The 26140-nt window shown below is 61.2% G+C and carries 24 protein-coding genes; 8 read left to right on the top strand and 16 right to left on the bottom strand.

Going from position 1 to position 26140, the window contains the following annotated elements; all coding sequences use genetic code 11:
• Positions 1–277 (bottom strand): AAA family ATPase (locus AC2FPW_RS12785; protein WP_496814033.1); only part of this gene is annotated, 277 nt, incomplete at its 3' end.
• A gap of 798 nt (positions 278–1075) precedes the next feature.
• On the opposite strand from AC2FPW_RS12785, the gene AC2FPW_RS12790 reads away from it, so the two are divergent.
• The 8 genes from AC2FPW_RS12790 (at position 1076) to AC2FPW_RS12825 (ending at position 13563) form a co-directional block, all read left to right on the top strand.
• A complete protein-coding gene (locus AC2FPW_RS12790) occupies positions 1076–2005 on the top strand; it encodes a DUF2493 domain-containing protein (RefSeq protein ID WP_496814035.1) in 930 nt (309 codons plus the stop codon).
• Between the two features lie 536 nt (positions 2006–2541).
• Positions 2542–2748 carry a hypothetical protein gene (locus AC2FPW_RS12795; RefSeq protein ID WP_007120662.1) on the top strand — a complete coding sequence of 69 codons (207 nt, stop codon included), beginning with the start codon at positions 2542–2544 and terminating at the stop codon, positions 2746–2748.
• A gap of 562 nt (positions 2749–3310) precedes the next feature.
• Positions 3311–3892, top strand: coding sequence for a transposase (locus AC2FPW_RS12800; protein WP_496814036.1), 582 nt, complete (start codon positions 3311–3313; stop codon positions 3890–3892).
• Entirely contained in the window at positions 3879–6212 is a 2334-nt protein-coding gene (locus AC2FPW_RS12805) for a relaxase/mobilization nuclease domain-containing protein (protein ID WP_496814037.1), read from the top strand. Before AC2FPW_RS12800 ends, AC2FPW_RS12805 begins: the two co-directional genes overlap by 14 nt.
• Positions 6213–6220: 8 nt before the next feature.
• Entirely contained in the window at positions 6221–8200 is a 1980-nt protein-coding gene (locus AC2FPW_RS12810) for a type IV secretory system conjugative DNA transfer family protein (protein ID WP_496814039.1), read from the top strand.
• A 192-nt stretch (positions 8201–8392) separates the two neighbouring features.
• The gene (locus AC2FPW_RS12815) at positions 8393–9637 is read left to right on the top strand and encodes a DUF4365 domain-containing protein (RefSeq protein ID WP_496814040.1); all 1245 of its coding nucleotides are present in this window, start codon (positions 8393–8395) and stop codon (positions 9635–9637) included.
• A gap of 66 nt (positions 9638–9703) precedes the next feature.
• Entirely contained in the window at positions 9704–11692 is a 1989-nt protein-coding gene (locus AC2FPW_RS12820; RefSeq protein ID WP_496814041.1) for an ATP-dependent nuclease, read from the top strand.
• Positions 11692–13563 carry a UvrD-helicase domain-containing protein gene (locus AC2FPW_RS12825; RefSeq protein WP_496814042.1) on the top strand — a complete coding sequence of 624 codons (1872 nt, stop codon included), beginning with the start codon at positions 11692–11694 and terminating at the stop codon, positions 13561–13563. The genes AC2FPW_RS12820 and AC2FPW_RS12825 overlap by 1 nt, the downstream gene beginning before the upstream one ends.
• Positions 13564–13625: 62 nt before the next feature.
• Here the strand turns inward: AC2FPW_RS12825 and AC2FPW_RS12830 are convergent, their stop codons facing one another.
• The 15 genes from AC2FPW_RS12830 to AC2FPW_RS12900 all read right to left on the bottom strand — a co-directional run bounded on the left by AC2FPW_RS12830 (position 13626) and on the right by AC2FPW_RS12900 (position 26137).
• On the bottom strand, positions 13626–14942 hold the full coding sequence (locus AC2FPW_RS12830) for a hypothetical protein (protein ID WP_496814044.1): 1317 nt from the start codon (positions 14940–14942) through the stop codon (positions 13626–13628).
• Positions 14943–15053: 111 nt separating this feature from the next.
• Positions 15054–16130: a TrbL/VirB6 family protein gene (locus tag AC2FPW_RS12835; protein WP_496814045.1), complete on the bottom strand. Its 1077-nt coding sequence runs from the start codon at positions 16128–16130 to the stop codon at positions 15054–15056.
• 12 nt (positions 16131–16142) lie between these two features.
• On the bottom strand, positions 16143–16472 hold the full coding sequence (locus AC2FPW_RS12840; protein WP_496814046.1) for a hypothetical protein: 330 nt from the start codon (positions 16470–16472) through the stop codon (positions 16143–16145).
• An 80-nt stretch (positions 16473–16552) separates the two neighbouring features.
• Positions 16553–16747, bottom strand: a complete 195-nt coding sequence (locus tag AC2FPW_RS12845; protein ID WP_496814048.1) for a hypothetical protein — start codon at positions 16745–16747, stop codon at positions 16553–16555.
• Positions 16744–17730: an ATPase, T2SS/T4P/T4SS family gene (locus tag AC2FPW_RS12850; RefSeq protein ID WP_496814049.1), complete on the bottom strand. Its 987-nt coding sequence runs from the start codon at positions 17728–17730 to the stop codon at positions 16744–16746. Before AC2FPW_RS12850 ends, AC2FPW_RS12845 begins: the two co-directional genes overlap by 4 nt.
• A 4-nt stretch (positions 17731–17734) precedes the next feature.
• Positions 17735–19114, bottom strand: a complete 1380-nt coding sequence (locus tag AC2FPW_RS12855) for a TraB/TrbI/VirB10 family type IV secretion system protein (RefSeq protein WP_496814050.1) — start codon at positions 19112–19114, stop codon at positions 17735–17737.
• Positions 19111–19806, bottom strand: a complete 696-nt coding sequence (locus tag AC2FPW_RS12860; RefSeq protein ID WP_496814052.1) for a TrbG/VirB9 family P-type conjugative transfer protein — start codon at positions 19804–19806, stop codon at positions 19111–19113. The genes AC2FPW_RS12855 and AC2FPW_RS12860 overlap by 4 nt, the downstream gene beginning before the upstream one ends.
• A 2-nt stretch (positions 19807–19808) precedes the next feature.
• Complete coding sequence (locus AC2FPW_RS12865) at positions 19809–20462, bottom strand: VirB8 family type IV secretion system protein (RefSeq protein ID WP_496814053.1); 654 nt, start codon at positions 20460–20462, stop codon at positions 19809–19811.
• 17 nt (positions 20463–20479) lie between these two features.
• Positions 20480–21289 (bottom strand): type IV secretion system protein, encoded by an 810-nt coding sequence (locus tag AC2FPW_RS12870; RefSeq protein WP_496814055.1) that lies wholly within the window; start codon positions 21287–21289, stop codon positions 20480–20482.
• Positions 21289–22377 (bottom strand): lytic transglycosylase domain-containing protein, encoded by a 1089-nt coding sequence (locus tag AC2FPW_RS12875; protein WP_496814109.1) that lies wholly within the window; start codon positions 22375–22377, stop codon positions 21289–21291. Before AC2FPW_RS12875 ends, AC2FPW_RS12870 begins: the two co-directional genes overlap by 1 nt.
• Positions 22378–22432: 55 nt before the next feature.
• On the bottom strand, positions 22433–22600 hold the full coding sequence (locus AC2FPW_RS12880) for a hypothetical protein (RefSeq protein ID WP_496814057.1): 168 nt from the start codon (positions 22598–22600) through the stop codon (positions 22433–22435).
• Complete coding sequence (locus tag AC2FPW_RS12885) at positions 22597–24972, bottom strand: VirB4 family type IV secretion/conjugal transfer ATPase (RefSeq protein ID WP_496814059.1); 2376 nt, start codon at positions 24970–24972, stop codon at positions 22597–22599. Before AC2FPW_RS12885 ends, AC2FPW_RS12880 begins: the two co-directional genes overlap by 4 nt.
• Positions 24962–25240 (bottom strand): VirB3 family type IV secretion system protein, encoded by a 279-nt coding sequence (locus AC2FPW_RS12890; protein ID WP_025042451.1) that lies wholly within the window; start codon positions 25238–25240, stop codon positions 24962–24964. Before AC2FPW_RS12890 ends, AC2FPW_RS12885 begins: the two co-directional genes overlap by 11 nt.
• Positions 25233–25526 (bottom strand): TrbC/VirB2 family type IV secretion system protein, encoded by a 294-nt coding sequence (locus AC2FPW_RS12895; RefSeq protein WP_073038186.1) that lies wholly within the window; start codon positions 25524–25526, stop codon positions 25233–25235. The genes AC2FPW_RS12890 and AC2FPW_RS12895 overlap by 8 nt, the downstream gene beginning before the upstream one ends.
• A complete protein-coding gene (locus AC2FPW_RS12900) occupies positions 25523–26137 on the bottom strand; it encodes a lytic transglycosylase domain-containing protein (protein WP_496814060.1) in 615 nt (204 codons plus the stop codon). Before AC2FPW_RS12900 ends, AC2FPW_RS12895 begins: the two co-directional genes overlap by 4 nt.
• Positions 26138–26140 lie beyond the last annotated feature (3 nt).

Raw genomic sequence — 26140 nt, forward strand, 5'->3', positions numbered from 1 at the left:
TGTCGTCATCGACCAAGTTCTTAATGGCGAGTAGAAGGTCGGGTGCGCGTTGGATTTCATCGATTACTGCGCGGTCCAATCCGCGGACGAAACCGACCGGATCATCGATCGCCGACCGCAATACGTTGGCATCGTCCAGTGTCAGAAAGGGTGTCTTGTCCGACGCGATTTCGGTTGCAAGTGTCGTTTTACCGGATTGACGCGGCCCCGAGATGAGGACCACGCGGGTGTCGGACAGCGCCTCTTCCACTCTAGCCTTGGCAAATCTTGGGTACATCGCCGCGCGACTCCTTTTGACCGATTGAAAGTACGTCTCCGACCAATTGAAAGTCAACCACCGACCAATTGAAAGTTGAAGTCCGACTGAATGAAAGCCTACAACCTCGAGCTCGCGAGCCTAACGTGTTGGCGACAATCCTGCCTTCTTTGGAACACTGTTCGCCGGTTCTGCGAGACTTCGAGTAAATCACCTCCGTCGTGCCGTGCGATCTCTAGTAGGAAGCGCGAGCACCTGATCCTCTGCTTAGCAACCAGCCTTGCGGCCTCCCCCGCTCGGCTTCGCGTGTCGCAGGGGAGAACGGCCCTTCGGTCCGTCGCGCATTCGGCCATGCGGCCTCACCGCGGCGTCGCGCCTGGCATCCCGGTTTGCCCGCCTCGCGAGCACGTCCCTCCCCGGCCGCTCCGCCGGATTGCGCTCTGGTCTGTTTTGCTTAAGCGCAAAACGATCCCGCCACTCCATCCGTCTCCCGCGTCCGGTCGGGCCGTTTGCCTGCTCGGGTCGGTCAAACCTACCGTCAAAACACACACACATGAGCGTGGAAGCATATCCTCCGGATGGCCCCCAAATCAGCCCGCGTCAAGGATCGCAAAACTTTTCGGCGAGGGCGGCGCCAGTGGTGCGGGGCGGTCCCGTGGGTGAGGACGCGCATGTGTCGGGTGCCGCGCTCGGAAAACTTTTGCGCCCGGCAAGCCGGCGGCTGCGCCGTCCATGACCCGGGCAGATTCGGAAACCAGGCATTCGGCCATGCCCCCACACTCACGTGGTGGCCTTGGAACTGAATACTGGAGACCAGACATGGCTTACGACAACGCAAACACCTACGAGACCATCGAGCTTTTCGGGCTGACCGAGAAGGACGCCCACCTGCCGATCCCGGAGGATCACGTCCTGACCGACCGCATCATCCGCGAGAGCTTCGAGGCTTTGCTCGGGCAGCTGCGCGGGACCGGGCTTGAAGCCGAAATCGAACCGCTGGCCCATGGGCTCGCCACAATCCTGCAGCGGCGCAAGGTGGCGCTTGGCAAGGAGGTCGACCGCACCGCCGACAAGATCGGCGCGCTGGCAAAATCCCACGACGGATCGGAGATCGCCGAGACCGCGCTCGAAGAGGCGCAGGCGCGCTTTGTGCAGCTGCGCGAGATCGTCGGCGCCATCGAGGTGATGAGCGAGGCGGCGGCGGAATGCTACGAGAGCGAGACGGGCCACGCCTACATCCCGGCAGCCGGGTCGCGCGCAAGCGTCCGGGCGAAAGAGACCGGGGCGGTCTTCGAGGCGCGGCAGCTCCTGGAGCAGCACGACCGCGAGACCGCCGAGAAGTCGAAAGTCGTGGGGGTGCCCCTGATCGCCTCAGGCGCCACCGACTGGACAGATGTCGATGTGATCTTCAACACGCTCGACAAGGTTCGCGAGCGGATCAGGCAGAACCGCAACCAGGAGATCTTCCTCTGCCACAAGGGTGGCAAGCACGGGGCAGAGATGATTGCGGCCCGGTGGGCCCGGGCACGCGGGATAGCACAAGCGCGCTTCGATCCGCGCTGGTCCGCGCACGGGCGGGCGGCACCGTTCAAGTGCAACGACGAAATGCTGGACGACAAGTTCGCGGCGACGGGGGTTGTTCTCTTCGGCGGCAACGGGGTCGCGCTGAACCTCGGGCAGAAGGCGGAAGCGAAAGGCCTGACGGTCATGCGGGTTGCGGACCCGGCGAAGACGGCGTCGCAGGATTGAAGAGAGGGGGTCGCGCTTGGCGCGGCCCTTTCGTCATGTCTCATGGCGCGTGCGGTCGGTCACGCGTGATCGGCAGTCTGCGGCGTCCAGTACCGTTATCCCTCTACCCGGTCCGTCAGAGTGCGGTCCATCCGCATCGGTATGGGCTCGGGATGGTACGCACCTCACGCACATCCTTAGCAGCACAAGACGCGAGAGATCGAGACGTCGCACTTGAGGCTGAAGACCTGCACGTCCCTCGGGGCGTGTTTCGGAACATCGCATCCACGCGGGCGGGCTCCGTCAGCACCTCGGCCAGGCTCGGCGGGACGCGGACGCGGATGGTGGCGGCTGCGTGATGGCAAGGGTCATCCGGGTCACTCCTTTTGCTCATAGATGTGGATCGCACGGGGTCGGCCCAATCGTGCCCTCAGCTCACGCTTCGGCAAGCACAAATACGGCTTCCATGGCTGGCCGCGGACCCTCCGCATTTGCGCTTGCGACCGGGCCTCTTGCCCCGTGCCGGGTGATCCCCATCGCAACAAGGAGTAACCCAAATGACCAACCACTACGTCGCCACCGTCCCCGTCAAGTTCACCGATACCGATGGCCAGGAGCGCACCCGTTTTCAGCGCGTGGGCGCTATGTTCCGCAACACCCGCAACGGGGACGGCTCGGAGTTCTTCAGCCTCAAGCTCGACTTCCCGGTCGCGGTCTCGGAGCTGGTGATGTTCCCGCCGAGCGCGAAAGATCCCCAGGACTGAATCCTCTGACGAGGATGGGCCGCCCCGGGACGATCTTGGGGCGGCCCGATCCCTGTTCCAGGGATGCCGCGTCCGGCGGTCAGATCGCCCGAGGCGACTTCACGAAGCCGTCGGCCGCTGCGCGTTCAACGGACGCACTCCCCCCGAAATGATCAGGCCGCGACAGACCGGCCAGTCAGCCTCAAGGGGGCCATCCACAAAAACCTATCGGCCTTGGCCTCCCGGTTTTTGCGGCAGAGATTTGGCAAGCCAAATCTGGCCCGCCTTGACCCTGACTGTCCGCCCTGTCGGTGGGGTTTGCGCCCGCCCGCGGTTCCGTCCGAACACATGCGTGTTCGTCCAGACCCTCGGGCGGTGCTGGAGAAGGGGCCTTTGAAGCTGGAGGCTGTGCTGGTGGTGAGGGCGGCAGAGCCGCGTCCCTGCGGGCCGCGGCGTCAAGCGGACACCAAGGCTGCCTGAGCCTGAATTCGACGTAAGTATATAATTGACAGCTTGGTATATTATCGTAAGGTATAGGCAGCCTTGGTGGAAGGTGGCAGGAAATAGGGGGTCTTTCTTCCGCATGTCCCGAACAAAACGCCTGACAGAGATCGAAAAGATGCAGATCGTCCGCGAGGCCGCGGAGGGTGTGTCGACGTCTGAGCTGGCCGAGCGTTTCGAGGTTACATCGCGGGCCGTGCGCTACGTCCTCAAAGCCGATGCTGAGCGCCAGGCAGATGCCGCGATCCCGGTCTCCGCTGTCAGTGTAAAGGTCACGGCTGCGGAGCTTGAGGCGCTCGACGAGGTGTTGGCGAAGGCGGGGATCGAGAGCCGGGCCGAGGGACTGCGGCGGCTCATCCAGGCGGCAGGCGGGGTGTTCGTTCCGGACGCGCAATTGGCGGCCGAGATGGCGCGCTACCGCGCCTCGCTGCACGAGGTCGGCAATGGGGTCGCGCAGATCGCCAAGCAGATGACGCAGGCCAACCGGCAGGGGCAAGGGGCTGGCCCGGAGTTTTCGGAATTGCGCCTCGCGCAGATGCGCGGGCTGGCACGGTTCATCCTGGATTCCGCCGACGAGATCGACTTGGCGATCCGGCGCCGTCGGGACGCGATGCAGCTCGAGGCCACGGCCGCGCTGAGGGAGTTTGCCCATGCGGCTGAATGATGCTGTCCATTCCGTCACGGGCGAGGTCTTCCGGGATGGCTGGAGCCGCGTCCGGGGCTCGATGCAGGGGCTGCATGTGGCCAAGCAAAAGCAGCTCATCCGCGCGGCGGCAGGGCACCGGCCGGCGGTCTTCAAGGCGATCCGGGGCGGCGGCACGCATACCAAGTCGCAGCTCGCAAACCAGCTCGATTACCTCACCACCAAGTCCACGCATATTGTGGACAGTAGCGGGTTCCTGGATGGCAAGGCGAAGCTCGAGGCGGGTGACATCAAGGACCTGACCGAGCGCTTTGCCAAGCGGTGGGACGGCGGCTTCAAGCCCAAGCTAGGCCAGACCACCCACATGCTCATGTCCTTCCCCATTGGCACGCGGGGCGAGGATGTGCGTGACATCGCGACGGATGTGGCCGAGCGGTTCTTCCAGACGGGTGAGGGGCATTTTGATTACATCATCGCGGTGCATGAGGACCGCGATCATCCCCATGCGCATCTGGTGCTGAACCGCCGCTCGCAGGAAGGGGAGTTCTTCTTTCTCGGGCGCAATCATCGCTTCAACTACGACGATTTCCGCCTCGCCATGGTCGAGGAGGCGGAGAAGTACGGTGTGCGCCTGGAGGCTACGCGTCGGGTTGATCGCGGTGTCGTGCATTACCCGGCCCGTACCAGCGAAGTTTATGCGGCGAAAGAAGAGGGCCGCGCGCCTGTTGAGCGGGAGCGTGTGGGGCAGGACCTGACGCGGACGCTGGCGGAGATCGTCAATACCAGAACCGTCTACCATTCGCTTGCCGCGGAAGCCTCCCGGGAGGCCCGCGAAGATATTGCCGCCGCACTCTTCCGCGCGGGCGAGGTTCTGGCGCGCGGCGGGCAGGTGGACCGAACAGGAGATGTCTATATGGCCGAGGATCAGAGCTTCGAGGATCTCAGAAGCCTCTATGCGGAGAAGCTCGCGCGGGTGCAGGGCATGATCACCGAGAAGTCCGACGCGGAACGTCCCGCGCTGGAAAAACGCTTTATCGAGATCCAGACGCAGGTCGAGCACATGCAGCCTATGGGTTTGCGATCATCCACGCTGTCAGAGACCCCCTCGGAGGGCGGGATCTATTCCGAGGCGAACATCGACACCAACCAGCTTGAGCGTCTGACCGAGCCCGACCTGAGAGCGCGCATTGACGCAGCACTACGGGGCACCGGGATTAGCACATCGGAAGTGGTGGCCCGGATAGAGACGGGCGCCTCAAATGCAGCGCTCGAGCATCAATGGATCGCCGATGATCTCTCCAAGGTCGCCGAGGCGCGCGATCTGAACCTCGAACGCCGCACCGATCTGGAACAGGCGCGCGACATTCTCAACGATGTGCATGTTAACCTCGGCACGCTGCTGGAGCGGGAAAACGTGCTGCGCCGGGATGGGGTCATGGACGCGGAAGTGGTCAGCGAGCGGTTCCATTATCACCGCGACGCGGTGCAGGCGATGGAAGGGACAATCCGTCAGGAGATGCGCGCAGACGGCCTGACAGCAGAGCAGATCGAGGACCGGGACCGGGAGGTTGTCTCAAAGGCGGAGCGCCGGATCGAGACGGAGCAGCGCGCGTATCTCGAGGCACATCCGGATCTGCTCGCACGCCCTGGCGATGTAATCGACCGGTCTGAGCCCTACAGGGAGATTATCACCGATGCGACCCGCGCCAGCGAGATCACCCGCGAGGTCGACCGGATCATGGCGGAGCGCGACCTCCGCACGCCCGTTGCGGATGCTGTCACGGATGATTTCAGGGCGCGCTATCCGGACATGCCCTCCCACCTCGCCCGCGGGCTCGGCGCGACCTATGCGGCCGTCGTAGAGATACGCGACACGGAGGTCATCAATCAGGTCCGCCGCGACAACGAGATGCGCGAAAGGCTCGGGTCCGGCACGCGCGACGACATCCTCGCCGCTGGCGGTGAAACTGCGCCGCAGTCTGACCGTACCGACCGTGTCGCAGACGAAATTGCGCGTGTCCTCGACCATGAACGGGCGGGGGAGTTGACCGCACCCTTCGAGACCGAGGCGGAGCGTAACGCTTTCCGCGGCGAGATCGCGCGGGTGCTGGACGTTCGCCAACTCGACCGGCTCACATCCGGCGATGCCGATGCGCTGGACAAGGTTCTCGAGGACCGCCTCGACCGGTTCTATGTCGCCAAGGTCTATCTGCAATCCGATGCCGCGACGGCCAACACGGAGGCCTTGCGCCAGGTGGTCGATGATCTTGCCGACACCGAATACGAAAAACACCGCACGACAGACGTGGATGGCGAGACCGAGCGGGGTCAGGTCCATTGAGCGCCTCCATGGGCAAAGCGCGGATCGCCACAGGGGTCCTTCTGGTAACGCTGGTGACCGGGGCCATGGGCTACACCATCGCCTCGGCGGTGCTGACCTACCAGGATCTCGGGTTTGGGGCCGAGATCGACTTTGCCTATATTGCGCAAAACTACATGGCGATCCTGGACCGCCGCCCGGAGGACGCCCAACTCATCCACCTGATCATCGGCAGCTTCGCCGCCGTCGGCCTGATGCTGAGCCTCGCCCTCTCGGGCTCCGCCCTCACACGCTTTGGCCAGACCCATTGGCAGTCTGCGCGCGAGATGAAGGCCAACGGGTTTTTCGGGGCGCCCGGGACCGGGTTCATCCTTGGCAAGCTGGGGCCGCCGGGCTCCCGCGCGAAGTACATCTGCTCGAAGGTCTTTCCCCATGCGCTGATCGTGGCGCCCACGGGTCGCGGCAAGACCACGGGCTTCGTCATTCCGAACCTGCTGACCTGGCAAGGCTCCGCCGTGACGCTCGATGTGAAGGGCGAGTGTTTCGAGGCCACCGCCCGGCACCGCGCCGCCCAAGGCGACAAGGTCTATCGCTTTGCCCCAACCGATTGGGAGGGCAAGCGCACGCATCGCTACAACCCGCTGCTGCGCATCTTCGAACTGAAAGACCCCGCACGCCAGCAGATGGAATTGCAGCTCCTCGCGACGCTCTTCCTGCAAAGCGACAATGACCGGGTGCAGGGCCTCCTCAAGGGCGGGATCGATCTCTTTGTGGCAGCAGGCCTGCTGGCGTTTCAGCGCAAACGCCCGACCTTGGGCGAGATCTACCGCATCGCGGCCTCGGGCGGGAACAAGCAGAAGGAGTATTTCGCGCGGGGCCATGAAGTCGACAACAGGCCGGCCAAGCTGATCTTCACGCGGTTGGCCTCGACCAACAACGACACGCTGACCTCTTACGTCTCGCTCCTGATGACCTCGGGGCTCGATCAATGGCAGAACCCTGCCATCGATGAGGCGACGGCGGTGTCGGATTTTGATTTCCGCACGATCCGAAAGAAGCCGTTTTCGGTCTATCTCGTGGTCCAGCCGCTGATGGTGAAGCCCCTCGCGCCGCTGATCCGCCTGTTCTTCTCCGATCTCCTCTCCGCCATGCAGGAAAAGGATCCCGGCCCCGACGAACCCTGGCCCGTGATGATCATGCTCGACGAGTTCAACCGCCTCGGCAAGATGCCCATTGTGGTCGAAAGCATTGAGACCTTGCGGACCTATCGTGGCCATCTGGCCGTGGTCACCCAGACAATCCCCGCCCTCGATGAAATTTATGGTGAAAACACCCGTCGTGCCCTGCAGGGCAACGCTGGCGTGAAACTCTACCTGACGCCCTCGGATGAGAAGACCGTCGAGGAGCTGAGCAAGGCGGTCGGAAAGACCACGAAAACCGTCGTCACCCGCTCACAGTCCATCGGCAAGAACCCCTTCGAAGGGCGCAGCCAATCTACACGGACTGAAGAGAGCTCTCTGCTGCCCGAAGATGAGGCGCGCCGCCTACCGCTCGACGAGATCGTCATGGTGATCGATGCCCAGATGCCTGTCCGGGCGAAGCGGATCCAGTATTTTGACGACCGGCTGTTTAAGGCCATCCATGCGGCGCAGACAGGCGAGTTGCCGTTTCCGCAGCCTGGGGGAGGGGGGCCGCAAGGCACGCTGCCGCTGAGCATGCGCGCCATGCCGATGACACCGCCACTGGACGGGTCTGGCGGATCCGAGGCCGACGTTGAGGCCGAACGTCAGGCTGCTGATGGCCAATCGTCAGGGAAAACTGATGTCGCTCCAAAGAAAACTTCGCCGGTCGTTCAAGCCGTTATCGCCGAGGAACAGCGACAGATTGAAATGGATTTTGGGGGGGAAGTGGCTGCTCTTGGTTCGGTGAAAGATGCGGATGTCGAGCAGGTACGAACGGCCGTACATGATTTGGGCGAGTTGGAGACAGCCCTAACACAGGGGCTCTAACTTGATGGGTTGTCGCATCCAGAAGTTGATGCAGTAAGAGGTGGTCACCAGCCGTGTTCTAGAAGTCTGAGATTTCGCTCTCTATCAGGTTTGACCCTTTGCAAGGGTAACCTCCATATCTTGTTGCTCCTCCCTTATGTTGCTCCAGATAAAGTGTTACATCTCGAAAAGCCTGTTTTCGGGAATCGAGATGTGAATAAGAAAGTTACAACCAGCCAGCGAATTGGCGAAATCGGGGAGAAGGCGGCTAATCTTCAATTCTTGCGAATTGGGTTCCAATTCGATGGGCGTTCGCGGTTGGAAGCAGGGATAGACGGCATCGCTGAGGTGATGGACGATGATCAGCCGACTGCGAAGATGATTGCCGTTCAGGTCAAGGCTACTGAGCGTGGCAGCTATGTCGGCGAGACGAACGCCGGTTTCACCTATCGTGTCCGCGCTTCAGATTTCGACTATTGGCGTGGCTCCAACCTAGAGGGCGAAGCGGCCGACGCGAAAGCTGGCAGAGAAACCTCTCCGAACTTCCGTGGCTTGCTCAAGGCCAGAGCGATGGACCTCAGATTCTCAATTCAGATTGTCTGGGAGGATGTCATCAACCCCGGTGCCAAGATCCCTCGCAAGATCAAGGAGAACTCTGACCGCCAAACCCAAGATCGAGCTGACCTCGCATGGAACCTCATGACGACGCTCTACTACAAGGGCAGCGGCAAGGTGCCCTGGCGCAGATTGCCGGAAGAAGGCGAGTTCACCGCCTGTTACATTGGCATCAGCTTTTTCAAGGATGCCGAAACCGACGAGATATGGACCAGTGCTGCGCAAATGTTCGACGAGCGGGGCAGAGGGTTCATTCTTAGAGGCGGTCCTGCGCAGTCAGAGTCGCGGGGTCGCCACCCGTTCCTCACTATCGATGAGGCTCACAAGCTTACCGAGAGCGCCTTGGCCGCCTACAAGTCGGTCCATAGAACGATGCCGGCACGCGTGATCGTCATGAAGACGTCACGCTTTCGCGAGGACGAGGCCGAGGGTGTTGGCAAGGCGCTCGACGAGGCAGGTGTGGAACTGCGCGATCTCGTTTGGATTCATGAGAGCTACTCAGTCAAGGTGCTGCGCGACGGCGACTTCCCTGTCCTCCGCGGCACCTTCGTTGAACTGGACGGCAATGGGCTGCTCTATACCAACGGCAGCATTCCCTACTATGGGACCTATCCTGGCCTCTATGTCCCGAACCCCCTGTTGCTCTGTCCGCACCCGCAAAGCGAGAGCACGATCGAACAGATTGCGAAGGAAGTTTTCAGCCTCACGAAGGTGAACTGGAACTCGACCCAGATGAACCAACGCTTGCCGATTCCGATCCGAGCAGCCCGTAAGGTTGGTGACGTGTTGAAATACGTTCCCTCGGGGCAAAAGGTCAGCAGTGACTATCGGAAGTACATTTAGAGCCTCTTGGGCCTTCGGGAATTTGCAGAAAACCGATTTGAAAAAATAGAACGCTAGGGAATTCGGATGAAGATTGACACACTTTTTATACGGAACTTCCGATGCTTCGGCGCAGAGGCTGAAACTCTCAGGTTTGAGAACGGGGTTACGGCATTGGTTGGCGGAAACGGAGCCGGAAAAACGGCGGCGCTTCAGGCGTTAGCACGGCTTTTTGGTGTCTCAAGTGCAGAAAGACAGATCCAGACACGCGATTTTCATCTTAGGCCTGACCAAACCGAGCTCGATCCTGGAGCGACGCTGTCGATCGAGTGTATCCTGTCCTTCCCAGAATTAGACGGTCTTGACGAGGCGGCGGCGGCCGACGCCGTGCCGGATTTTTTCAACCATATGGCAGCAACCGGCCCTGGAGAACCGCTTAAAGCGCGCATGCGCCTGCAGGCAGTCTGGACGGATGACGGAACGCCCGATGGTACGGTGGAAGAGGACATTCGCTGGATTGGTACGCTCGGGGATGATTACGATTGGGATGAGTGCCAAAGGGTCGCCGCCGTTGATCGTGGCACCATCCAACTTGTTTATGTGCCGGCGACCCGTAATCCGGCGGATCGTGTCACTGATTTGCTTAAGGGGCGTTTGTGGCGGGCTGCGAAATGGTCGGATCGCCTGTCCAAGACGACCGAGCGCGGAGCCAAGCTCATCCAGAAGCGTTTTGAGCGCGAAGCACCCGCAGAATTCATCGTCGAGCGGCTTACGAAGCGCTGGCGGCAGGTCCACGAAGCCGACACAGATACGACGCCAGTGCTCAGACTTGTGGAAAGTCGGCTCGAGGAACTGGTCAGGCGCGTCGAATTTGCATTCCATCCCGATGAGGCCGGTCGCGAGCGGGCGCTTGTCGACCTAAGCGACGGTCAACGCTCTCTGTTTCATATAGCTCTAACTGCGGCGACGCTTGAAACCGAAAAAGATGCTCTGCGACTGGCCGCTGCCGATAGCCCGTTCGATCAGGATAAGCTGCGGCGTGCTCATCTTACGATTCTGGCCATCGAAGAACCGGAAAACAGCCTGTCGCCGTTCTTCCTCTCTCGCATTATGAACCAAGCGCGCGACATCGGAGCGCTCAGCTCGGCGCAAGTACTGATCTCTAGCCACAGCGCTAGCATTTTGAGCCGTATCAAGCCGGACGAGGTGCGCTACTTCCGGCTCGATACGACCAGCAGGGCCTCATCGGTAAAATCTTTGACGCTACCTGACGATGCGACCGAGGCGGGTAAGTATGTCCGGCTCGCCGTGCGGGCGTATCCGGAGCTCTACTTCGCGCGGTTCGTCATCCTCGGCGAGGGGGAGTCCGAACGAATTGTGTTGCCTCTGCTCGCGGAGGCGATGGGCGTCCCTCTTGATCCTTCTTTCGTGCCTGTTGTGCCGCTCGGCGGTCGCCATGTCGATCACTTTTGGCGGCTTCTTGACGCGCTGAAGATACCGCATGCAACGCTGATTGATCTCGACCTGGGGCGCTCACATGGCGGTGCGAACACGATAAGGGCGACCGTCGGATCGCTCGCCGAAATTGGAAACGATCTCAGCAACAACTTGGATGTGATGATGGAAGTGGTCGAGCTCGCCAACCTTCCTGCCCTGTCCGACGAAGAGATGACTGATGGATTTGCTGAAAACAACTGGATGCAGGCGCTGAAAGACGAAGGTGTTTTTTTCTCCGATCCACTCGATCTGGACTTCGCGATGCTCGCGGCATTTCCAGACGCCTATAAGGAGCTCGATCCGGGCGCGCACGGTCCTGACGACAGTGAAGAGGCCTTGGAGCGCAAGAAAGCCGCCACTCTCAAAAAGGGCGGGAACGCTGGTCTCTACGATCCTGAGTGGGATGATTGCTTTATCTGGTATCCATACCTGTTCTTGAGCCGAAGCAAGCCTGAAACGCATCTGGCCGCGATTAATCGCATTCCGAAGGCAGATCTTGCCGCAAACGCTCCGCCTGAACTGTGCGCGCTGGTTCAACATGTCAAAATGAAGCTCGGTCTCGAGAACGGCGCAGATTGATGTTGGTGCTTCCCGATGATTGGAGGCCTCAGGGCGTCGACGATCTCGAGCCGGGCGCGTGGCAAGCGCTGCGCGAAACGGACCGAAGCGTATGCGTTACCGCCGGCGCAGGCGCGGGCAAGACAGAATTCCTAGCGCAAAAAGCAGCATACCTCCTGCAAACTGGCATCTGTCTGCCGCCCAAATGCATCCTGGCCATCAGCTTTAAAAGGGATGCTGCACAGACGCTCAAGGCGCGCGTAGGCAAGCGTTGTCCGCCCGATCAGGCGCGCCGTTTTCACTCGCTTACCTTCGATGCGTTCACCAAAAATATGTTAGACCGCTTTCGGGCCGCGATCCCTCAACCCTTTGGGCCGCCCCGCAACTATGAAATTGGGTTTCCGCGGCGCGATGATTTGGAGGACTTCCTCACCCGGAGCGGTCGGCGTGACATCGGCTGGCAAAAATTCGAAAAGGCGATCGCACGCGCGCCGCTTCCGTTCGATGCGGAGGGAATACCACCGGCTTGGCGCGAGCTACTTCATACTTATTGGCAGGAGCAATTGGAGCGTCCAACCGGTACGTTGCTCTCGTTTGCCATGATTAACAGACTTGTCGATTATTTGCTGCGCGAGAACCCCGCGATACGGCGTGCCCTGCAGCTCACCTATCCTTTCGTTTTCCTCGATGAATTCCAAGATACGACATATGCACAATATGATCTGGTGAAGAGTGCTTTTCATGGCAGTGATGCCGTTTTCACAGCCGTCGGCGACGACAAGCAACGCATTATGGGCTGGGCCGGGGCGATGGACAACGCCTTTCAGGAATTTGCTTCTGACTTCAATGCAGTGAACGGAGCGCTACGCTTTAACTGGCGGTCTCATGCGGATCTGGTCGCCATTCAACAGGTGATTGCGGAGCGCATCGATCCAAACGTAGAAGACGTTGAAGCCAGGGGGCAGCGCGCCGTCGACGGTCAGGTCGCTGCGCTTTGGCGTTTCGATACACGCGAGCAGGAAGCACAGCAAATCGCGGCTTGGATCGATAGAGAAATTGAGCACGGCATTCTGGAGCCGCATGACTGCGCCATTCTCGTGCGTATGCGCGCCGACGATGTTGAAGCCGAACTGACGGACGTATTTGCAGCGCAAGGCCTGAAGATCAGAAACTTGGCGCGTAGTGTTGGTGGAATTGCGATTCAGGAACTACTTGCCGAAGAACTGACAGGTATCTTTATACCGCTCTTGAGGCTCGGTACTGGTGAACGTAGCCCGGGTGCCTGGAACGCCACTCAAGAACAGCTGCAAGCGCTATTCGCCATCGATACTGGCGATGCACGAGCCCAGGAGCGGCTGCAGCGAAGTATTGAAGAATTCTCCTCCACTTTGCGTGCGGCTATGCGCGATAACGAACAGAATGGCGAGAGCGCGGCAAATGTGTTTCAGATCGCCCTTGAATTTGTCGGTGCCGATCGGCTGCGCCAGGCTTTTCCCGCCTATAGACGGGACGCGGACTTCGAACGGGTACGGACAGGGTTCATCACGCTGTTTTGCGAATGCGCCGAAGCTGTGGACGCTTGGTCAGACGCTCTCGATCGCTTCGAAGGCATAGGCCAGGTGCCACTTATGACGATCCACAAAAGCAAGGGTCTTGAGTTTCACACAATGATCTTCTTCGGTCTCGATGCACAGACTTGGTGGAGCCTTTCACCCGGACGGGATGAAGAGCTGAATTCCTTCTTTGTCGCCTTCACGCGTGCCATGCAAAGGGCCTTCTTCGCTTATTGCAGTGAGCGCGGACAAGCGATCGGATGGCTTGAAAACATGTTGCTGCCGGCCGGTCTGGAGCGGGTCGACGGGCTCCTGCACCTTGCGGTTGGAGATGAATAGCAAGTTTAGTTTCAATCCACGGCTTAGTGGCCCGTTGGTGCACACGGGGGTATGATCCCGGCTCAGAAGAAGGTGATCTCCCGCAGACCTTGAAATGCACCTTCTCTAAACGCGCCCGTTTTATGCAGCCGAGGGAAATCTGGAAGCCTGTCTAGCTCGACTAACGGAAGCAAAATGTCAGCGCTGAACCATGGCATTTTCGCGGACCTGCTTTCATCATACATCTTCGAAAGTGCCCTTCCGACCGCATAGGCTCCGGCCAAGTCAATTTTGGAAACGCGTGTTCTATTTCTGGGCAGCAGGCTCCCAGTTGTCGATTTGCCGCCGACATTGAAATAGATCAGGTCATGGCCCCACCCGAGGCGTATGATATGTGTCCGGTCGGACCGTTGGATTGAAACTCCCGGAAATAGGTCTCTGACCCAAACCTTATGTTCATCGCACCAGTCGAGGGCTTCCTTCAGCATCGCTACGCCGCCGAGGTCTTTCTTCCAGATCGGACATAGGTGCTGAAACCCGGCGAATTTGACCCGCTTCTGACTTCTGATGTCATTGGCAATGAAAGCGCCTTCGCGCGTGACCTTCGGAGACCACATTTGTTCCTCGAGCGTGGCTGCGTCCTCCAAACCTATGTGTAAGTCATGAATCGCAACTTTGGTATCCGCGGAAATGGTTCTGTGTCGTGCTTCAAGCAGTGTGATGGGCGGTAGCGGTTTCCTCGGGTATTGGTCGAGGATCGAAGGCCCGTTGGGTCGAACGATATCGTCAGAAACATCAACTGGTCTGTCCGTTTTCACGTCGTGGTCGACCAGCCAGCGGTACGGTGTCCCGAGGTCCATAGGATCATCATTCATGAGCGAAAGATGTGGCAGACCCTTTTTCAGGAACGCCATGATCTCGCGCGTATCCTGACGTTCCGCCCCCATGAGGCGTCCGTGAAAGGATTGGCGGTCTGACTTGCTTTGACGGGCTTTCAGTCTGTTTTCGAGGCGCTCACGTTCGATATCGCTTAGCTGGCGTCGCACATACGCAATCGAAACATCCACGTCCCCGTAGTCGTCATGCTCCTCGAGCGCGCTGCCGAACAGCTTCAATGTGATACGTTGCAGGCGGTTCGGATCGCTGTTGATGACCTTGGCCCGAGCAAGAAGTTCAGAAATGATGGTCTGAACCTTATCGTGCCCGATACGCTTTCGCTTGGGTTCCATTGCCAGGCGAGTTCCGTTCGGCGTTAGCTGCCAATAATACAGACCGTCAAGGATATCGGCAGGCTCCAAGTACCCAGCCTCGGCCATATGGCGCAAGACGCGGTTGGCGTGATGTGCATCGCAATCCAGGACACGTATTGCCTCTTCAAGCCCGACAGATCTTCCATTCACTGCTGAGCGCAGGACTGCTTGAACCCGCTCTAGTGGTACCGTTTTTACTGGTGAATGTTTATGGGACCTCCGTTCATCCATGGCTCGGTAGCCTTGCAAAACAAAGCTTCATCATCTCCGCCCCAACCTTCCCAACCGGGCCAGCTGTGCCAACATTTGAGACCCGGCCCCCGGTGACCCTGTGCCGCTTGCCTGACCCGTCTGCCCCATGCCTTGTCTCACGGGCATCTGCTGCACGCCGAAGAACTGCCGCGCCCTGAGGGCGGCGTATTCTGCGCCACTTGCCCCGCCGATCAGATAGCGATTGTAGGCCTGCTGGCTGCCCATTGCGGCGCGGGCAAAGCTGTAGCTGCCGCCTAGGCCACCAGAGAGGGCGGGCATCATGATGTTGCCGGAGACCGCGCGGACGATGAAGGGCGTGGCAATGATGAAGCCCTTGGCCATGAGGACCATCATGAAGAAGGGGATGAGCGCGCCGATATTTGACGCCCCTTCCGGGTCGCCAAGCTCACCGATGAGCGCAGAGGAGACGCCCGTGATTGTCGCGAACACGCCGGCCACGACGATGGGGTAGAGTGCGAAGGAGACCAGCGCCGACAGCCAGCGCGCGAAATAATCCTTGGTGACCTCGAAGAGGGTCAGGAAAATCATGACCGGCGCGATCCCGATCAGAAGGGCGATCATCAGGCGAGATGCCACAAGGATGAAAGCGGCTAGCCCGCCGAGGATAGAGAGCAGAAGAACACCGACGATGTCGAGCATGGCGCCGGCCATCCAGTTCAGCTCTGAGCCTGCAGCGTTCAAATAGTCCCCCAACTCGGCGATCAACCGGTCGAATTCTTCTGCAAAGGTGCCAGAAGGGCCAGGAGTTCCACCACCGACCGAAGCCACGAGCGCCCCCGCAATGCTGTCGATCCCGGCCAGGATGGCGGAGGAGAGGGCGTTGAACTGCACCCAGTTGGTTGCAAATATCCCGATGAGCCCGATCTTGACCGCGAGCCAGAAGGCCGTGCGGCCGTCCATCGCCTTGTACTGGTAGATCATGTTCAGGAAGACGAGGATCACCACGAGCGTTGTTCCCAGCACCAGAAGCGTGCCGACCGTTGCCGCGACCGACCCGAACTGGGTTTCAGCGGCGGTGTCGAGATAGCCCTGGGAGGTTTCAACGAAATAGGTGACGACGCTCATCGGGGATCAGCCTTACCAATTGCCTGCGGTTTCGCAGATGGCTTTAGCCTCAAGGCGAACGTCGTTGGCGCGGCGGTTGTAGGCGTCCGAGGCCTGAAGCATCTCCCACCGTTCATCACTGGCGTGGCGCTCACGAAACACCGCCTCTGCCGCATCCCACGATGGGAACCGGGTCGCGCAGTCGCAGTTGCCGGTCTCGACGACCCGTTCCAGATTTTGGGCGTGGTAGATGTCTTGAACCAACACGCGCTGATAGGCTTGGCGCAGGGGGATCTCCTGCATCCAGACGGGCTCGGCGGGCCGGTCTGGACAGACGTCGAAACTGCGCTCGAGGGTCGGCACGAGATTGCGCTCAGCGAAGCCGGGTGCCGACGTCAGGCCCAAGACCAGCGCAGTCAGTACGAGGGTACAGCCCGCCTGCCTCATGCCGTGGCTCTGGCGGGTGTGGTCTCGCGCTTCAGGAAGACAGTGTGTCCCACGTTGGCGAATTCCGAGGAGCTGATCGACACGACCTCCCAGCCTTCGGCCCCCTTCACATTTAGGCTGGCCTGCATGTCGGTGAGACTGGTTTTTCGGGTCATGGGAAAGGACAGGATGTCGTATTCAAATGTCTTCATCGGGAAGTTCCAATCTCAGTTGCGCCGGGGAGGTAAAATTCGGTGATGCCGCGCCGGCCATCGTGGCGACCGGCCTGGATGATCACATCGATGGAGTTCTCGATGTATTGGATCATGTCGGCATAGGTCATCGGGATCTCGGTCTTGAGTGCGGCGATGGCCAGACGCTGCACGGCAAGTTGCGGGGTTTCTGCGTGCAGCGTGGTCATGGACCCGCCATGGCCAGTGTTGATCGCCTCGAGGAAGGTCATGGCCTCCTTGCCGCGCACCTCGCCCAGGATGATCCGGTCGGGGCGCATGCGCAACGTTGCGGTGAGCAGCACATCGGCGGTCTGGAACTCCGCATCGCGATTGGCGATGAGGGTCACGGCATTGGGCTGGGTCGGCAGAAGCTCGGCGGCTTCCTCGATGGTGACGATGCGTTCCTCGGATGGCACGTGCGAGAGGATCTTGCGTGCAGCCACGGTCTTGCCGGTGGAGGTGCCGCCAGAGACGATCATGTTAAGCTTGTTGTCGACGCAAAAGGCCAGCGCATCGTCGATCACGCCCGCGGCCACGACTTCGCGCAGTTCGTGGGTTTTCTCGAGGCGGAGTTCTTCAAGCTTGCGTTCCTTGCCAAAAAGGAAATCAAGCGCAATTCCCTCGAGCGGCAGGCTTGAGAAGAACCGAAGGCTGATCGACATGGCCGAGAGCACGGCAGGCGGGGTGATGACCTGTGCGCGGATCGGACGGCCCTTGTAAGTGATCGAGACCGAGACGATGGGGCGGTCCTTGCTCATCGTGGTGTTGGCAGAGGAGGCGATCTGGTTGCCGAGGTCCTTCACTTCGGTTGCTGTCAGCTTCTGGTCCAGCTTTCTCATGAAGTGATCGCCCTGGAACTCGCCCCAGCAGGTTCCGTCTGGGTTGATGCAAATCTCGATGACATCGTCGCGGGCGGCGGCGTCGATCCGGTCGAGCGAGGTTTGAAGATAGCTCAGCGACATGGGCTCAGAATATCTCCAGATCGCGGTCGACCATGACCGTGACGCGGGCGCCCTGGTCGACATAGATGACCGGGCCGATCGAGAGGTAATCGCCAATCACACTGTCCGTGGCATCGGCAAGATCATCGCCCACGTCTTCGAGCACATCCGCGGCGGTTTCGTCCTGCACATTTGCAGCGGCTGCACTAGGCGCGGCGGAGATCAGTGAAATCAGCGCGGCCGAGCCGAAGCGCTCGTCAAAGCGCGTGTCGACAAAGCCGGTGACGCCGGAGCGACCCAATTCATCGCCCCCAAAAGAACTGATCTGGATGGTCTGGTTGTCGGGCAGAATGATCCGGTCCCAAGCGATCGTGACCCGGCGCTGCGCGATATCAACGCCCGAACGATAGCGCCCGATGAGGCGGGATCCACGCGGGATCAAGAGCCGAGAACCGTCGAAACTGAACACGTCTTCGGAAACAACGGCCCGGGTCTGGCCGGGCAGAGAGCTGTCGAGGGCGGTTTCCATGACGGCCTGGATCATCGTGCCCTGGATGATCGTGTTGGAGGGGTTGGCGATGACCTCAGCTTGCGTCACCGAAGTGGGCAGCGCACCATTCAGCACAAAATCCGTCACCTCGCCAAAGGTGCGCTCGGTCAGCGCCGTCTCATTTGCACCGGATGTGCCACCAAAGGCGATGGTGGGCGAGGCGATGCGGCGCTCCTGAAACGCGCGTTCCTCGGCCGCGCGGCGTTCGAGGTCCGCCAGCCGCCGTGCTTCTTCCTCTCGGCGGAGCCGTTCTTCTTCCCGCGCGCGCAGCTCGTCCTCGGTGGGCCCGATGGGTGCTGGGAGGGGGCGGTTGGCCTCGAGCTGGGCCAGCTCGAGATCCAGGCGGAGTTGCTCCAGCTCGCGATCGCGCTCTGTGAGCTCTTCGCGAAACTGCTGCTGTGCGGCTTCCGAGGCAGACTGCAGCGCCGCGATCTGGGCGGTCAGCGCATCGATGGCTTCGGCGGCGGCGGTATCTTCTTCGACCACCGGCTCAGGCGCGTTGCGCAATTCCTCGATCTGGGCCTGCAGAGCTGCGAGCTGCGCCAGCAGCTCGGCATTGGGTTCGGCCGGTTCCGGCGCGACCAGAACCACCTCGGGTTCGGGCGGGGGCAAGGTCTCGATGGCGCCAAAGCCGTCCCCCTCGTTTTGGAAGACATCCGGGGTAGCCGTCGGCAAGGCTTCCTCTTCGTCGGGCTGTGAGAGGAGATAAAGCAGGGCACCACCTGCGCCGATGACGAGGACCACGATCAGCGCGAGAAGGGGCGACCGGCGCTGCGCCGCTATGGGGGCGCGGGCACTGCCTTTCTCCAGGGCGGCGAGGCGCTTTTCCAGCTCGGTGTTCTCGGTATCGCTCATGAGGTGGCCTCCGCGGGCGGGATCGCCTCGATGCAGACCACCTCTTCGCCCAGTCGCAGGACCCATTGGCGGTTCACGCCGCTGACGCGGATCACGCCGTCTTCAGGAGTTTGCGTGTTGACCGTGCGCTCGCGGCCGCCCGCGTAGCGGAAGATCGCTGGCACAGGCGCGTTTCTTGGAAAGGCGAAATACGTGAACGTCCCGTCATCCCAGATGCGCGTTGGCGTGAACTCGGTCCGCGCGCTGGCACCGTAGTTGTAGTTCGGCGCTTGGGCCGCGATGGCCCGGGTCGGGCGCGCATCGTCCTCCGGATAGCGGAACTGCACCACGTAGAAGGTCGGACTGCGGGTCTCCTCGACGTTGAAATAGTAGCTGCGGCGGTTGGTATAGACTGTCACATTGGTATGGACGCCGCGCGCGACAGGCTTGATCGCGAAGGCCTGGCCGCCCGGAACGCCGTCGATCTCGAAGCCCTCCGTGTCGCCGGCGATGATCGAGCGGATGCTCTCGCCTTCCCCGAACTCGACCGTGGTCACATGGGTGAGCGAGACGTTGAGACGATAGACCTGGCCTTCCTGGTAGGTGGCCAGGCGTACGCGGCTGTCGTTGGGGCCGCCACGCGGGATGGCTTCGGCGAAGGCAAGGCCGGGCAACAGGGCAATGACGAAAACAAGCGATCTTGGGAACAACAAAGTCAGTTCTCCAATCTGTCGGAACGGATGGAATATTCGAGCACGGTGAAGCCGAAGGGGTTCGTCCAGACCTCGTCGATGGAGCGGCGGGTCTCGGGACGGAACTCGAAGAGCAGCGTGGCGGTGAAGAGGCCCGTCTGGACGCCATTGATGGATGTCAGGCGCTTGCGCAGGCGGACCGTGGCGCGGTTGGTGCCGATCCGGTTGATGCTGAGGATTTCCACATCCAGCCGGGCATTGGGGCCATAGACCGTGGGCGGGTAATTCTCGTTGGCGCTGTTCCAGATCTGGCGCAACCCGCTCTCGGCAGCACCATCCGAGCGGCGCAAGACGCTGCGGATGCGCAGATCGTTGTCGAGCTGGTTGTAGACCTCGCGGTCAGTCACATAGCGGAAGACCTCCGCCTCGATGATGGCCTGGTTGGCGGTCACCGAGGTCGCTCCCACCGAGGCCTCGGGGAGTGCAAAGCCGGTGGCGGGATCATAGGGCACGACCACGGGAGGCGGATCGACATCGAGGATCGCGACCGCGGCAGCGCTCAGGCATCCGAGAATGCCGAAGATGAGCCCGATGAGCCCAAGGCGCTGCCAGAGCCGTTCACGGCGCAGGGCACCATAGACCAGCTCTTCTTCGATGATTTCCTGTTCAGTCGCCACCCCTCATTCCCTCACGATCAGTCAGCCCGCAGGTCCGGCAGAGTGAAGTCCATGAAGCGCTGTTCCTCGGCGATGGTGGCGGCATCGATCACGCCGCCTGTGCCATCGCCCACCGTCTGGACCGCTTCGAGCTGCCACATGGCAACGAGAGCAATGGCGAGTTCCGCCGTCACGCGAGTATTGAGGTCGATGCTTTCCTTGAGTTCGTCCATGTCATCGATCAGCCCGACGAGACGGTTGACGCGTTCCAGCGATTGCCCTGCGTCTTCATAGCTGTTCTGGGCCGCCGCCGAGACCAGCGCCCCGGTCGTGGCTTGTGTCGCCACGCGATTGGCCCCGGGATTGCCGCTGGTGGCCATCTCGGAGAGGGTGTCGTCGTCAAATCCGAGATCGGCCAGCACCCGGTCCATCTGGGTTTCGATCTCGCTTGCGCCGGAGCCAGAGAGGCCGGAGAAGTCACCCGTCTTGATGGCTTCGATTGTGGCGAGGATGTCCCCGAATTCCTGGTCGAGCAGGCCGTTCAGCTCGTCTTCCATTTCCGTGCGGATGATCTCGGGAAGTTCGGCAAGGCGGGTCAGGGCTTCATAGGTTCTTTGCAGCTCCGCGAGTTGGTCCGTGAGTGTGGCGAGTTGTTCGCGGAGCTGCGTCAGCTGCTCGTTTTGCAGGATCTCGTCTTCGATCATCTGCCGGAGCTGCTGGATGTTTTGCGCGATGTTCTGGGTGTCGACGACGGGCACGCCTTGCGCCAGGGCAGGGGACAGGGTGCCGAGATGCAGACCGATCCCAAGTGTCGTGGCCAAGGCCGTTCTCAAGAGTAAATCTCTCATCAGTCTATCTCCCTGATCGTGAATTCCATGAACGCGCCCTCGGCCATGCGGGCGCTGGCCTGGGCCAGCTCTTCGGCGGAGAGAACGCGGGTGCGCGCCGCCTGAAGCCGAATACGCGCGGCGACGAGTCGCACGAGTTCGGCGCGGGCATAGGTGTTGAGCGCGATGCTTTCCTGCACATCTTCGGTCGTGGAAATCCGCTCGACGATATCCGCAATACGCAGGGCGGCTTGCCTGATCGCGGCGGGGGAGTTGTTGCCATAAATGGCGGCACCATGCCCGGTGATCGAGAGGTTGGCTTTGGCGAGAAGCGCCGGATCGATCGTGCCGAGCGCTTCGATCCCGCCGATGCGGCTCAGATAGAGATTGTAGCGTTCGGGGATGACCTGAACGTAGTGCTGGGTTTCGGCAAAGGGCGGCACGCCACCGTATTCGAAGACGCGGCCGGGGCCGGCATTATAGGCCGCGAGCGCGTTGATGATGTTGCCATCGAAGGTGTTGAGTTGCGTTGCGAGATAGCGCGCGCCGCCATGCACCTGAAGGTAAGGGCTGTCATAGTATTCCGGGTTGATGCCGAGATCGCTGGCCGTGCCCGGCATAATCTGGGTGAGGCCAAAGGCGCCGACCGGTGACCGCGCACCGATGGTGAACCGGCTTTCCTGCCAGATGAGCGCCTGCAGCAGGGCGCGCCATTGGACCGGCGAGAGACCCGCGCGGCCCACGCCCGCAAAGCCGCTGGTCTCTTGAGCGACCCGGATGATGAGCTGCTCGATATTTTCTGACGCATCCCCAAACATCTGCGCGCCGCCGGGATTGGGATCGATGTCGGCACTGCCGTAGACAGCTTCAACGGACCGTGCCGGATCGCCGCTGCCGCTCTCCAGCCCAGATACCATGGCTGGCAGTCCCTGACCGCCGAAGCTTGTCTGGGCGTCGAGGATGCGTTGCAGGGTCTCCAGTTGCTCCCGTTCGATCTCGGCGATGAGTTCGCGCACCGAGAGCTTGTCCGTCTGGATCGCGAGGTCGGCCTCGCGATCGCCGGTCTCGACGATATCGCGCGCGGTCAGCCCGCTGTCATTGGTCGGCACACCTTGGGACAGGGCGAGACCGGGCAGCAGGCAAAGGGCCAGGATATGGGGCAGCTTAGACCTCAACGTCACCCTCCGATGCGCCGAGGGGCGTGAAGGTACAATCCGGCGCGACAGGGGCCGTCGAGGCCAGGAAGATAAAGCAATTGGCCTGCGATTCCTGGTATTGGGCGCAGGAAGCCAAGGCGCCGAGCGCGGCGAGAAGCAACAAAATGCGTGTCATGAAAGTCTCCAAAAGTCTGGGCGGTCGCGGTAATCGGCGCCCACGAGCGCTTCGCCCTTTTCCATGCCGCCGAGGATGGTGAGATTGGACCCGAGGGCGCTCAGATCGGCATCAATGACGATCGAGCCCTGGTCGTCGCGGATGAGCGCAAGGCGGCTGTCGCTGCCGGTGTTGAGAAGCACATCGAGTTCCTTCTCATAGAGGTTCAGCATCGCGTAATCGGCGGCATGGGCGCGGATGTTCGGAAGCAGGATTTGTGTGGGCACCGCTTCGACGATGGTCTTGCCGGTTCGGGTGCGCTCGAGCTGGCTGGCGTATTGCGTCATCATTACCGCAACGGTGTTCTGCTTGCGCGCGGTCACAAGCCAGTTCGACAGCCGCTCGGCGAAATACGCGTTATCGAGGGCCTTCCAGGCCTCGTCGATCACGATGATGGTGGGGCGCCGATCCTCGATCTCGCGCTCAACCCGGCGGAAGAGATAGGAGAGGACGGCCATGCGTTCCTTCTCGGCCTCGCTGTCGAGAATCCCGGTGAGATCGAAGCCGACAACATCGCCTTCCAGCGAGAACGTGTCTTCCAGCGTCTGTCCGAAAATCCAGCCGTAGCGGCCCTCTTCCGTCCATTCGAGCAGGCGCTGATGCAGGTCGCCGCCATCATCGGTCGAAACGAACAGCGATGCGAAATCCCGCCAGTTCCGCAAGGCCGGGTTCGAGGCCTGCGCATTTTGGCGGACGACTTCCTGAATGCGGTTGGTCTGCGCGGGTGTGAGGGGCTTGTCGGCGCGGTAGAGCAAGGTGGCAAGCCAGTCCGAAAGCCATGCCGTGCCGCGATTATCGGTTTCGGTCCAGAGCGGGTTGAGCCCAGTAGGTTGTCCGGCTTTTAAAGACGCGTAGCGCCCGCCATTGGCGCGGACCGCCATCTCCATACCGAGACGGTAATCGAAGACGAAGATCCGCGCCCCTGCTCGACGGGCTTGCGTCATGAGGAATGCCGAGAGCACTGACTTGCCCGATCCGGGCCGTCCCATGATCAGCGTATGCCCGCTGGTCGGTTCTTTGTCGGGCGAGCCTTGCTCGTGATAGGAAAACCGGTAGGCGCTCTGCTCGGGCGTGGGCAAATAAGTGACGACCCGGCCCCATGGGGTTTTCGCGGCCGGTTTGCCGAGCTGGGTCCGATGAAACGCCGCGAAATCCGCGAAGTTGCGATTGGTGATCGCACTGGCACGCACGCGTTTGGGTTGGTTGCCGGGATGCTGGCTCAGATAATGGGCTTTGGCCGCGACTCGCTCGCCGATCATCTTCACGCCTTCGGCGGCGGCCGCGTTGACGATTTCCGCGCTAAGGGTCTGCAATTCGTCCAGCGTGTCGCAAAAGAGCGTCACGACCATGTGGTGCTCGCCGAAGCTTTGGCGCTTGGCCTCGAGATCATCTGCGGCGATATCGAGCGCTTCCATCAGCGAGAGCGCCGCATCTTGGCTGGCCTGCATCTGACGCTTTTGCCGCTTGATGCGGCCCGCCATGAGGTTGGAATTGATCGGTGTGAAGGAATGGGTGACGATCATGTCGACCGGCAGGTTCAGCATGTCGAACATGGTGCAGGAGGTGGCCTCAGCATATTCCCCGATGGTGAAACTCTTGCCGTAGCGATGGCCCACGACGCCTTCGGAAAGCTCGAAATGGTCGCCGTGGAACGTCACGCGGGTATTGGCGACGTTGAAGGACAAAAAGCCATAGGTATTGGCAGGGTAAAGCGGCAGCTCTTGCCCCGTGTTAAGCGCGCCCAGAAACCCCACCAACTCCCCTGATGCGGCTGACAGCAGGCGCGGTTTGAGTTCTGCGAGGCCGGACAGGAAGACGTTCACGGCCTCGCCCAGGCGCTGCAGGCGTTTGCGCGTCTCCTCTCTCAGGCGGTCCGGTGCGCTGCGGCTGAGGAACGGCAGGAGGCTTTTCGGGGGCGGGCGGTGAATGACGGTGAGCGTCAGGGTCTTGTCGCGGAGCCCGCTGGTCTCGAGTTTCGCGCGCCAGCGCCGGTCGACCTCGCCTGCGAAGCTGTCCTCACGAATTGGGTCCAGATCCGGTCTGATGGCCTTGGAGACCTTGTGGACGTAATAGCTGAATTCCGGCCCGAGCTGCGCGACGATGCGGGCAAAAAGTGCCGTCAACTTGTCGAGATAGGCATCGTCGGTCGTGTAGCTGTTGATCCCCTCGAGCCGGATGCACCGGAAGAGTTCGTTCACCCGGGTCCGCACGGTCTGGTCGTCAACGAGGCTCACATAGGGCAGCATGTGCGCGAGGCGGGTCTCGCGCGCATACCATTCCGGGGTCATCGTGCGGGCATCGAGCGCAGCATCACGGGCGTCATCACGGGGCATAGCTGTCCCCGCCATGAATGGACCTGTTACGCGTGGGCGGTGTCTCCTGCAGCGCCGTCATCATCACGTCGATGAAACGCGGGTCCCAATCGGCGGCCTTCCAGAGCACCGGATAGAGCAGGGCCGCGACAGCCAGTACCGCGATATGCTGGACCCAGACGAACAAGAGCACAGAGCCGAAGAGCCAGACCATCGCATACATGATGGGCAGGCCCAGAAGCTTCGGCGGGCGCACGAGCCCGAGAAAGAGGGGCGCGCGCTCAGCCACCGGCAAAGACCGCGGCAACAATGGTGGGGGCAGCCGCGACACCGGCAATGCCGACAAGCACCCAAAGCGCCTGGCGCAGATCGATGATGTTGAAGAACCAGCTGAGAAAGACCCCGAGAACGGCCAGCGTCGCGATGACAACACCAAGCGGGCCGGTCAGCGCATCGACGATGCCCTGTAACAGGCTCTGGATCGGGGAGAGATCAATGCTCTGGGCGAGGGCGGGTTCGGCAATCAGCAGGAATAGCGCCAGCGAGGCGACAAAGAGGTTTGAAATCTTTTTCATGAATTCGATCCTTCCAATCGGGCCACGACAGCCATGACGCGGGCCACGTGGTTCTGGGTTTCTCGGTAAGGGGGAATGCCACCGTGTTGGCGCACGGCGTCCGGTCCCGCGTTGTAGGCCGCCAGCGCCAGATGCGGATCGCCGAAGCGCTCCAGCATCATCGCGAGGTAGCGGGCAGAGCCGTCGAGGTTCTGTTGAGGGTCACGCGGGTCAACGCCGAGGTCGCGCGCGGTGTCGGGCATCAATTGACCAAGGCCAATGGCACCTGCACTTGAAATCGCATCCTGCCGGTAGGCGCTCTCAACCTCGATATTGGCTCGATAGAGAGCTAGCCAATCCGTCACGGAAAGCCCCGCGCGACGCAGGCCGGGATGGCCGGCATAGCGCAAGGCCGTGGTCTGAATCCCGGAGAGGACATCGGCGCGGGGCAGGGGAGTCGGGCGGGCAAGGGCCGCGACTTGGACGCCCTCTTGCTCGGCCTCTACCTCGCCGAAGATCGCGATCCCATCGGAGGCCGAACTCTGACCAATCCCTTCATTGTAGTTTCGAGCAAAGCTGCTCTGAGAGCGGGACGGGGTCAGGGAGCCGTCGCTCTCCATGACCAGGACCATTTG

This window comes from Ruegeria sp. SATB027, assembly GCF_059613825.1.

Excerpts from the sequence above, each read along its gene's own strand:
- AC2FPW_RS12885 (WP_496814059.1), bottom strand. The coding sequence starts at position 24,972 with ATGCCCCGTGATGACGCCCGTGATGCTGCGCTCGATGCCCGCACGATG.
- AC2FPW_RS12880 (WP_496814057.1), bottom strand. The coding sequence starts at position 22,600 with ATGACACGCATTTTGTTGCTTCTCGCCGCGCTCGGCGCCTTGGCTTCC.
- AC2FPW_RS12810 (WP_496814039.1), top strand. The coding sequence starts at position 6,221 with ATGGGCAAAGCGCGGATCGCCACAGGGGTCCTTCTGGTAACGCTGGTG.
- AC2FPW_RS12850 (WP_496814049.1), bottom strand. The coding sequence starts at position 17,730 with ATGTCGCTGAGCTATCTTCAAACCTCGCTCGACCGGATCGACGCCGCC.
- AC2FPW_RS12795 (WP_007120662.1), top strand. The coding sequence starts at position 2,542 with ATGACCAACCACTACGTCGCCACCGTCCCCGTCAAGTTCACCGATACC.
- AC2FPW_RS12900 (WP_496814060.1), bottom strand. The coding sequence starts at position 26,137 with ATGGTCCTGGTCATGGAGAGCGACGGCTCCCTGACCCCGTCCCGCTCT.
- AC2FPW_RS12895 (WP_073038186.1), bottom strand. The coding sequence starts at position 25,526 with ATGAAAAAGATTTCAAACCTCTTTGTCGCCTCGCTGGCGCTATTCCTG.
- AC2FPW_RS12790 (WP_496814035.1), top strand. The coding sequence starts at position 1,076 with ATGGCTTACGACAACGCAAACACCTACGAGACCATCGAGCTTTTCGGG.
- AC2FPW_RS12835 (WP_496814045.1), bottom strand. The coding sequence starts at position 16,130 with ATGAGCGTCGTCACCTATTTCGTTGAAACCTCCCAGGGCTATCTCGAC.
- AC2FPW_RS12845 (WP_496814048.1), bottom strand. The coding sequence starts at position 16,747 with ATGAAGACATTTGAATACGACATCCTGTCCTTTCCCATGACCCGAAAA.
- AC2FPW_RS12825 (WP_496814042.1), top strand. The coding sequence starts at position 11,692 with ATGTTGGTGCTTCCCGATGATTGGAGGCCTCAGGGCGTCGACGATCTC.
- AC2FPW_RS12855 (WP_496814050.1), bottom strand. The coding sequence starts at position 19,114 with ATGAGCGATACCGAGAACACCGAGCTGGAAAAGCGCCTCGCCGCCCTG.
- AC2FPW_RS12800 (WP_496814036.1), top strand. The coding sequence starts at position 3,311 with ATGTCCCGAACAAAACGCCTGACAGAGATCGAAAAGATGCAGATCGTC.
- AC2FPW_RS12870 (WP_496814055.1), bottom strand. The coding sequence starts at position 21,289 with ATGAGAGATTTACTCTTGAGAACGGCCTTGGCCACGACACTTGGGATC.
- AC2FPW_RS12820 (WP_496814041.1), top strand. The coding sequence starts at position 9,704 with ATGAAGATTGACACACTTTTTATACGGAACTTCCGATGCTTCGGCGCA.
- AC2FPW_RS12805 (WP_496814037.1), top strand. The coding sequence starts at position 3,879 with ATGCGGCTGAATGATGCTGTCCATTCCGTCACGGGCGAGGTCTTCCGG.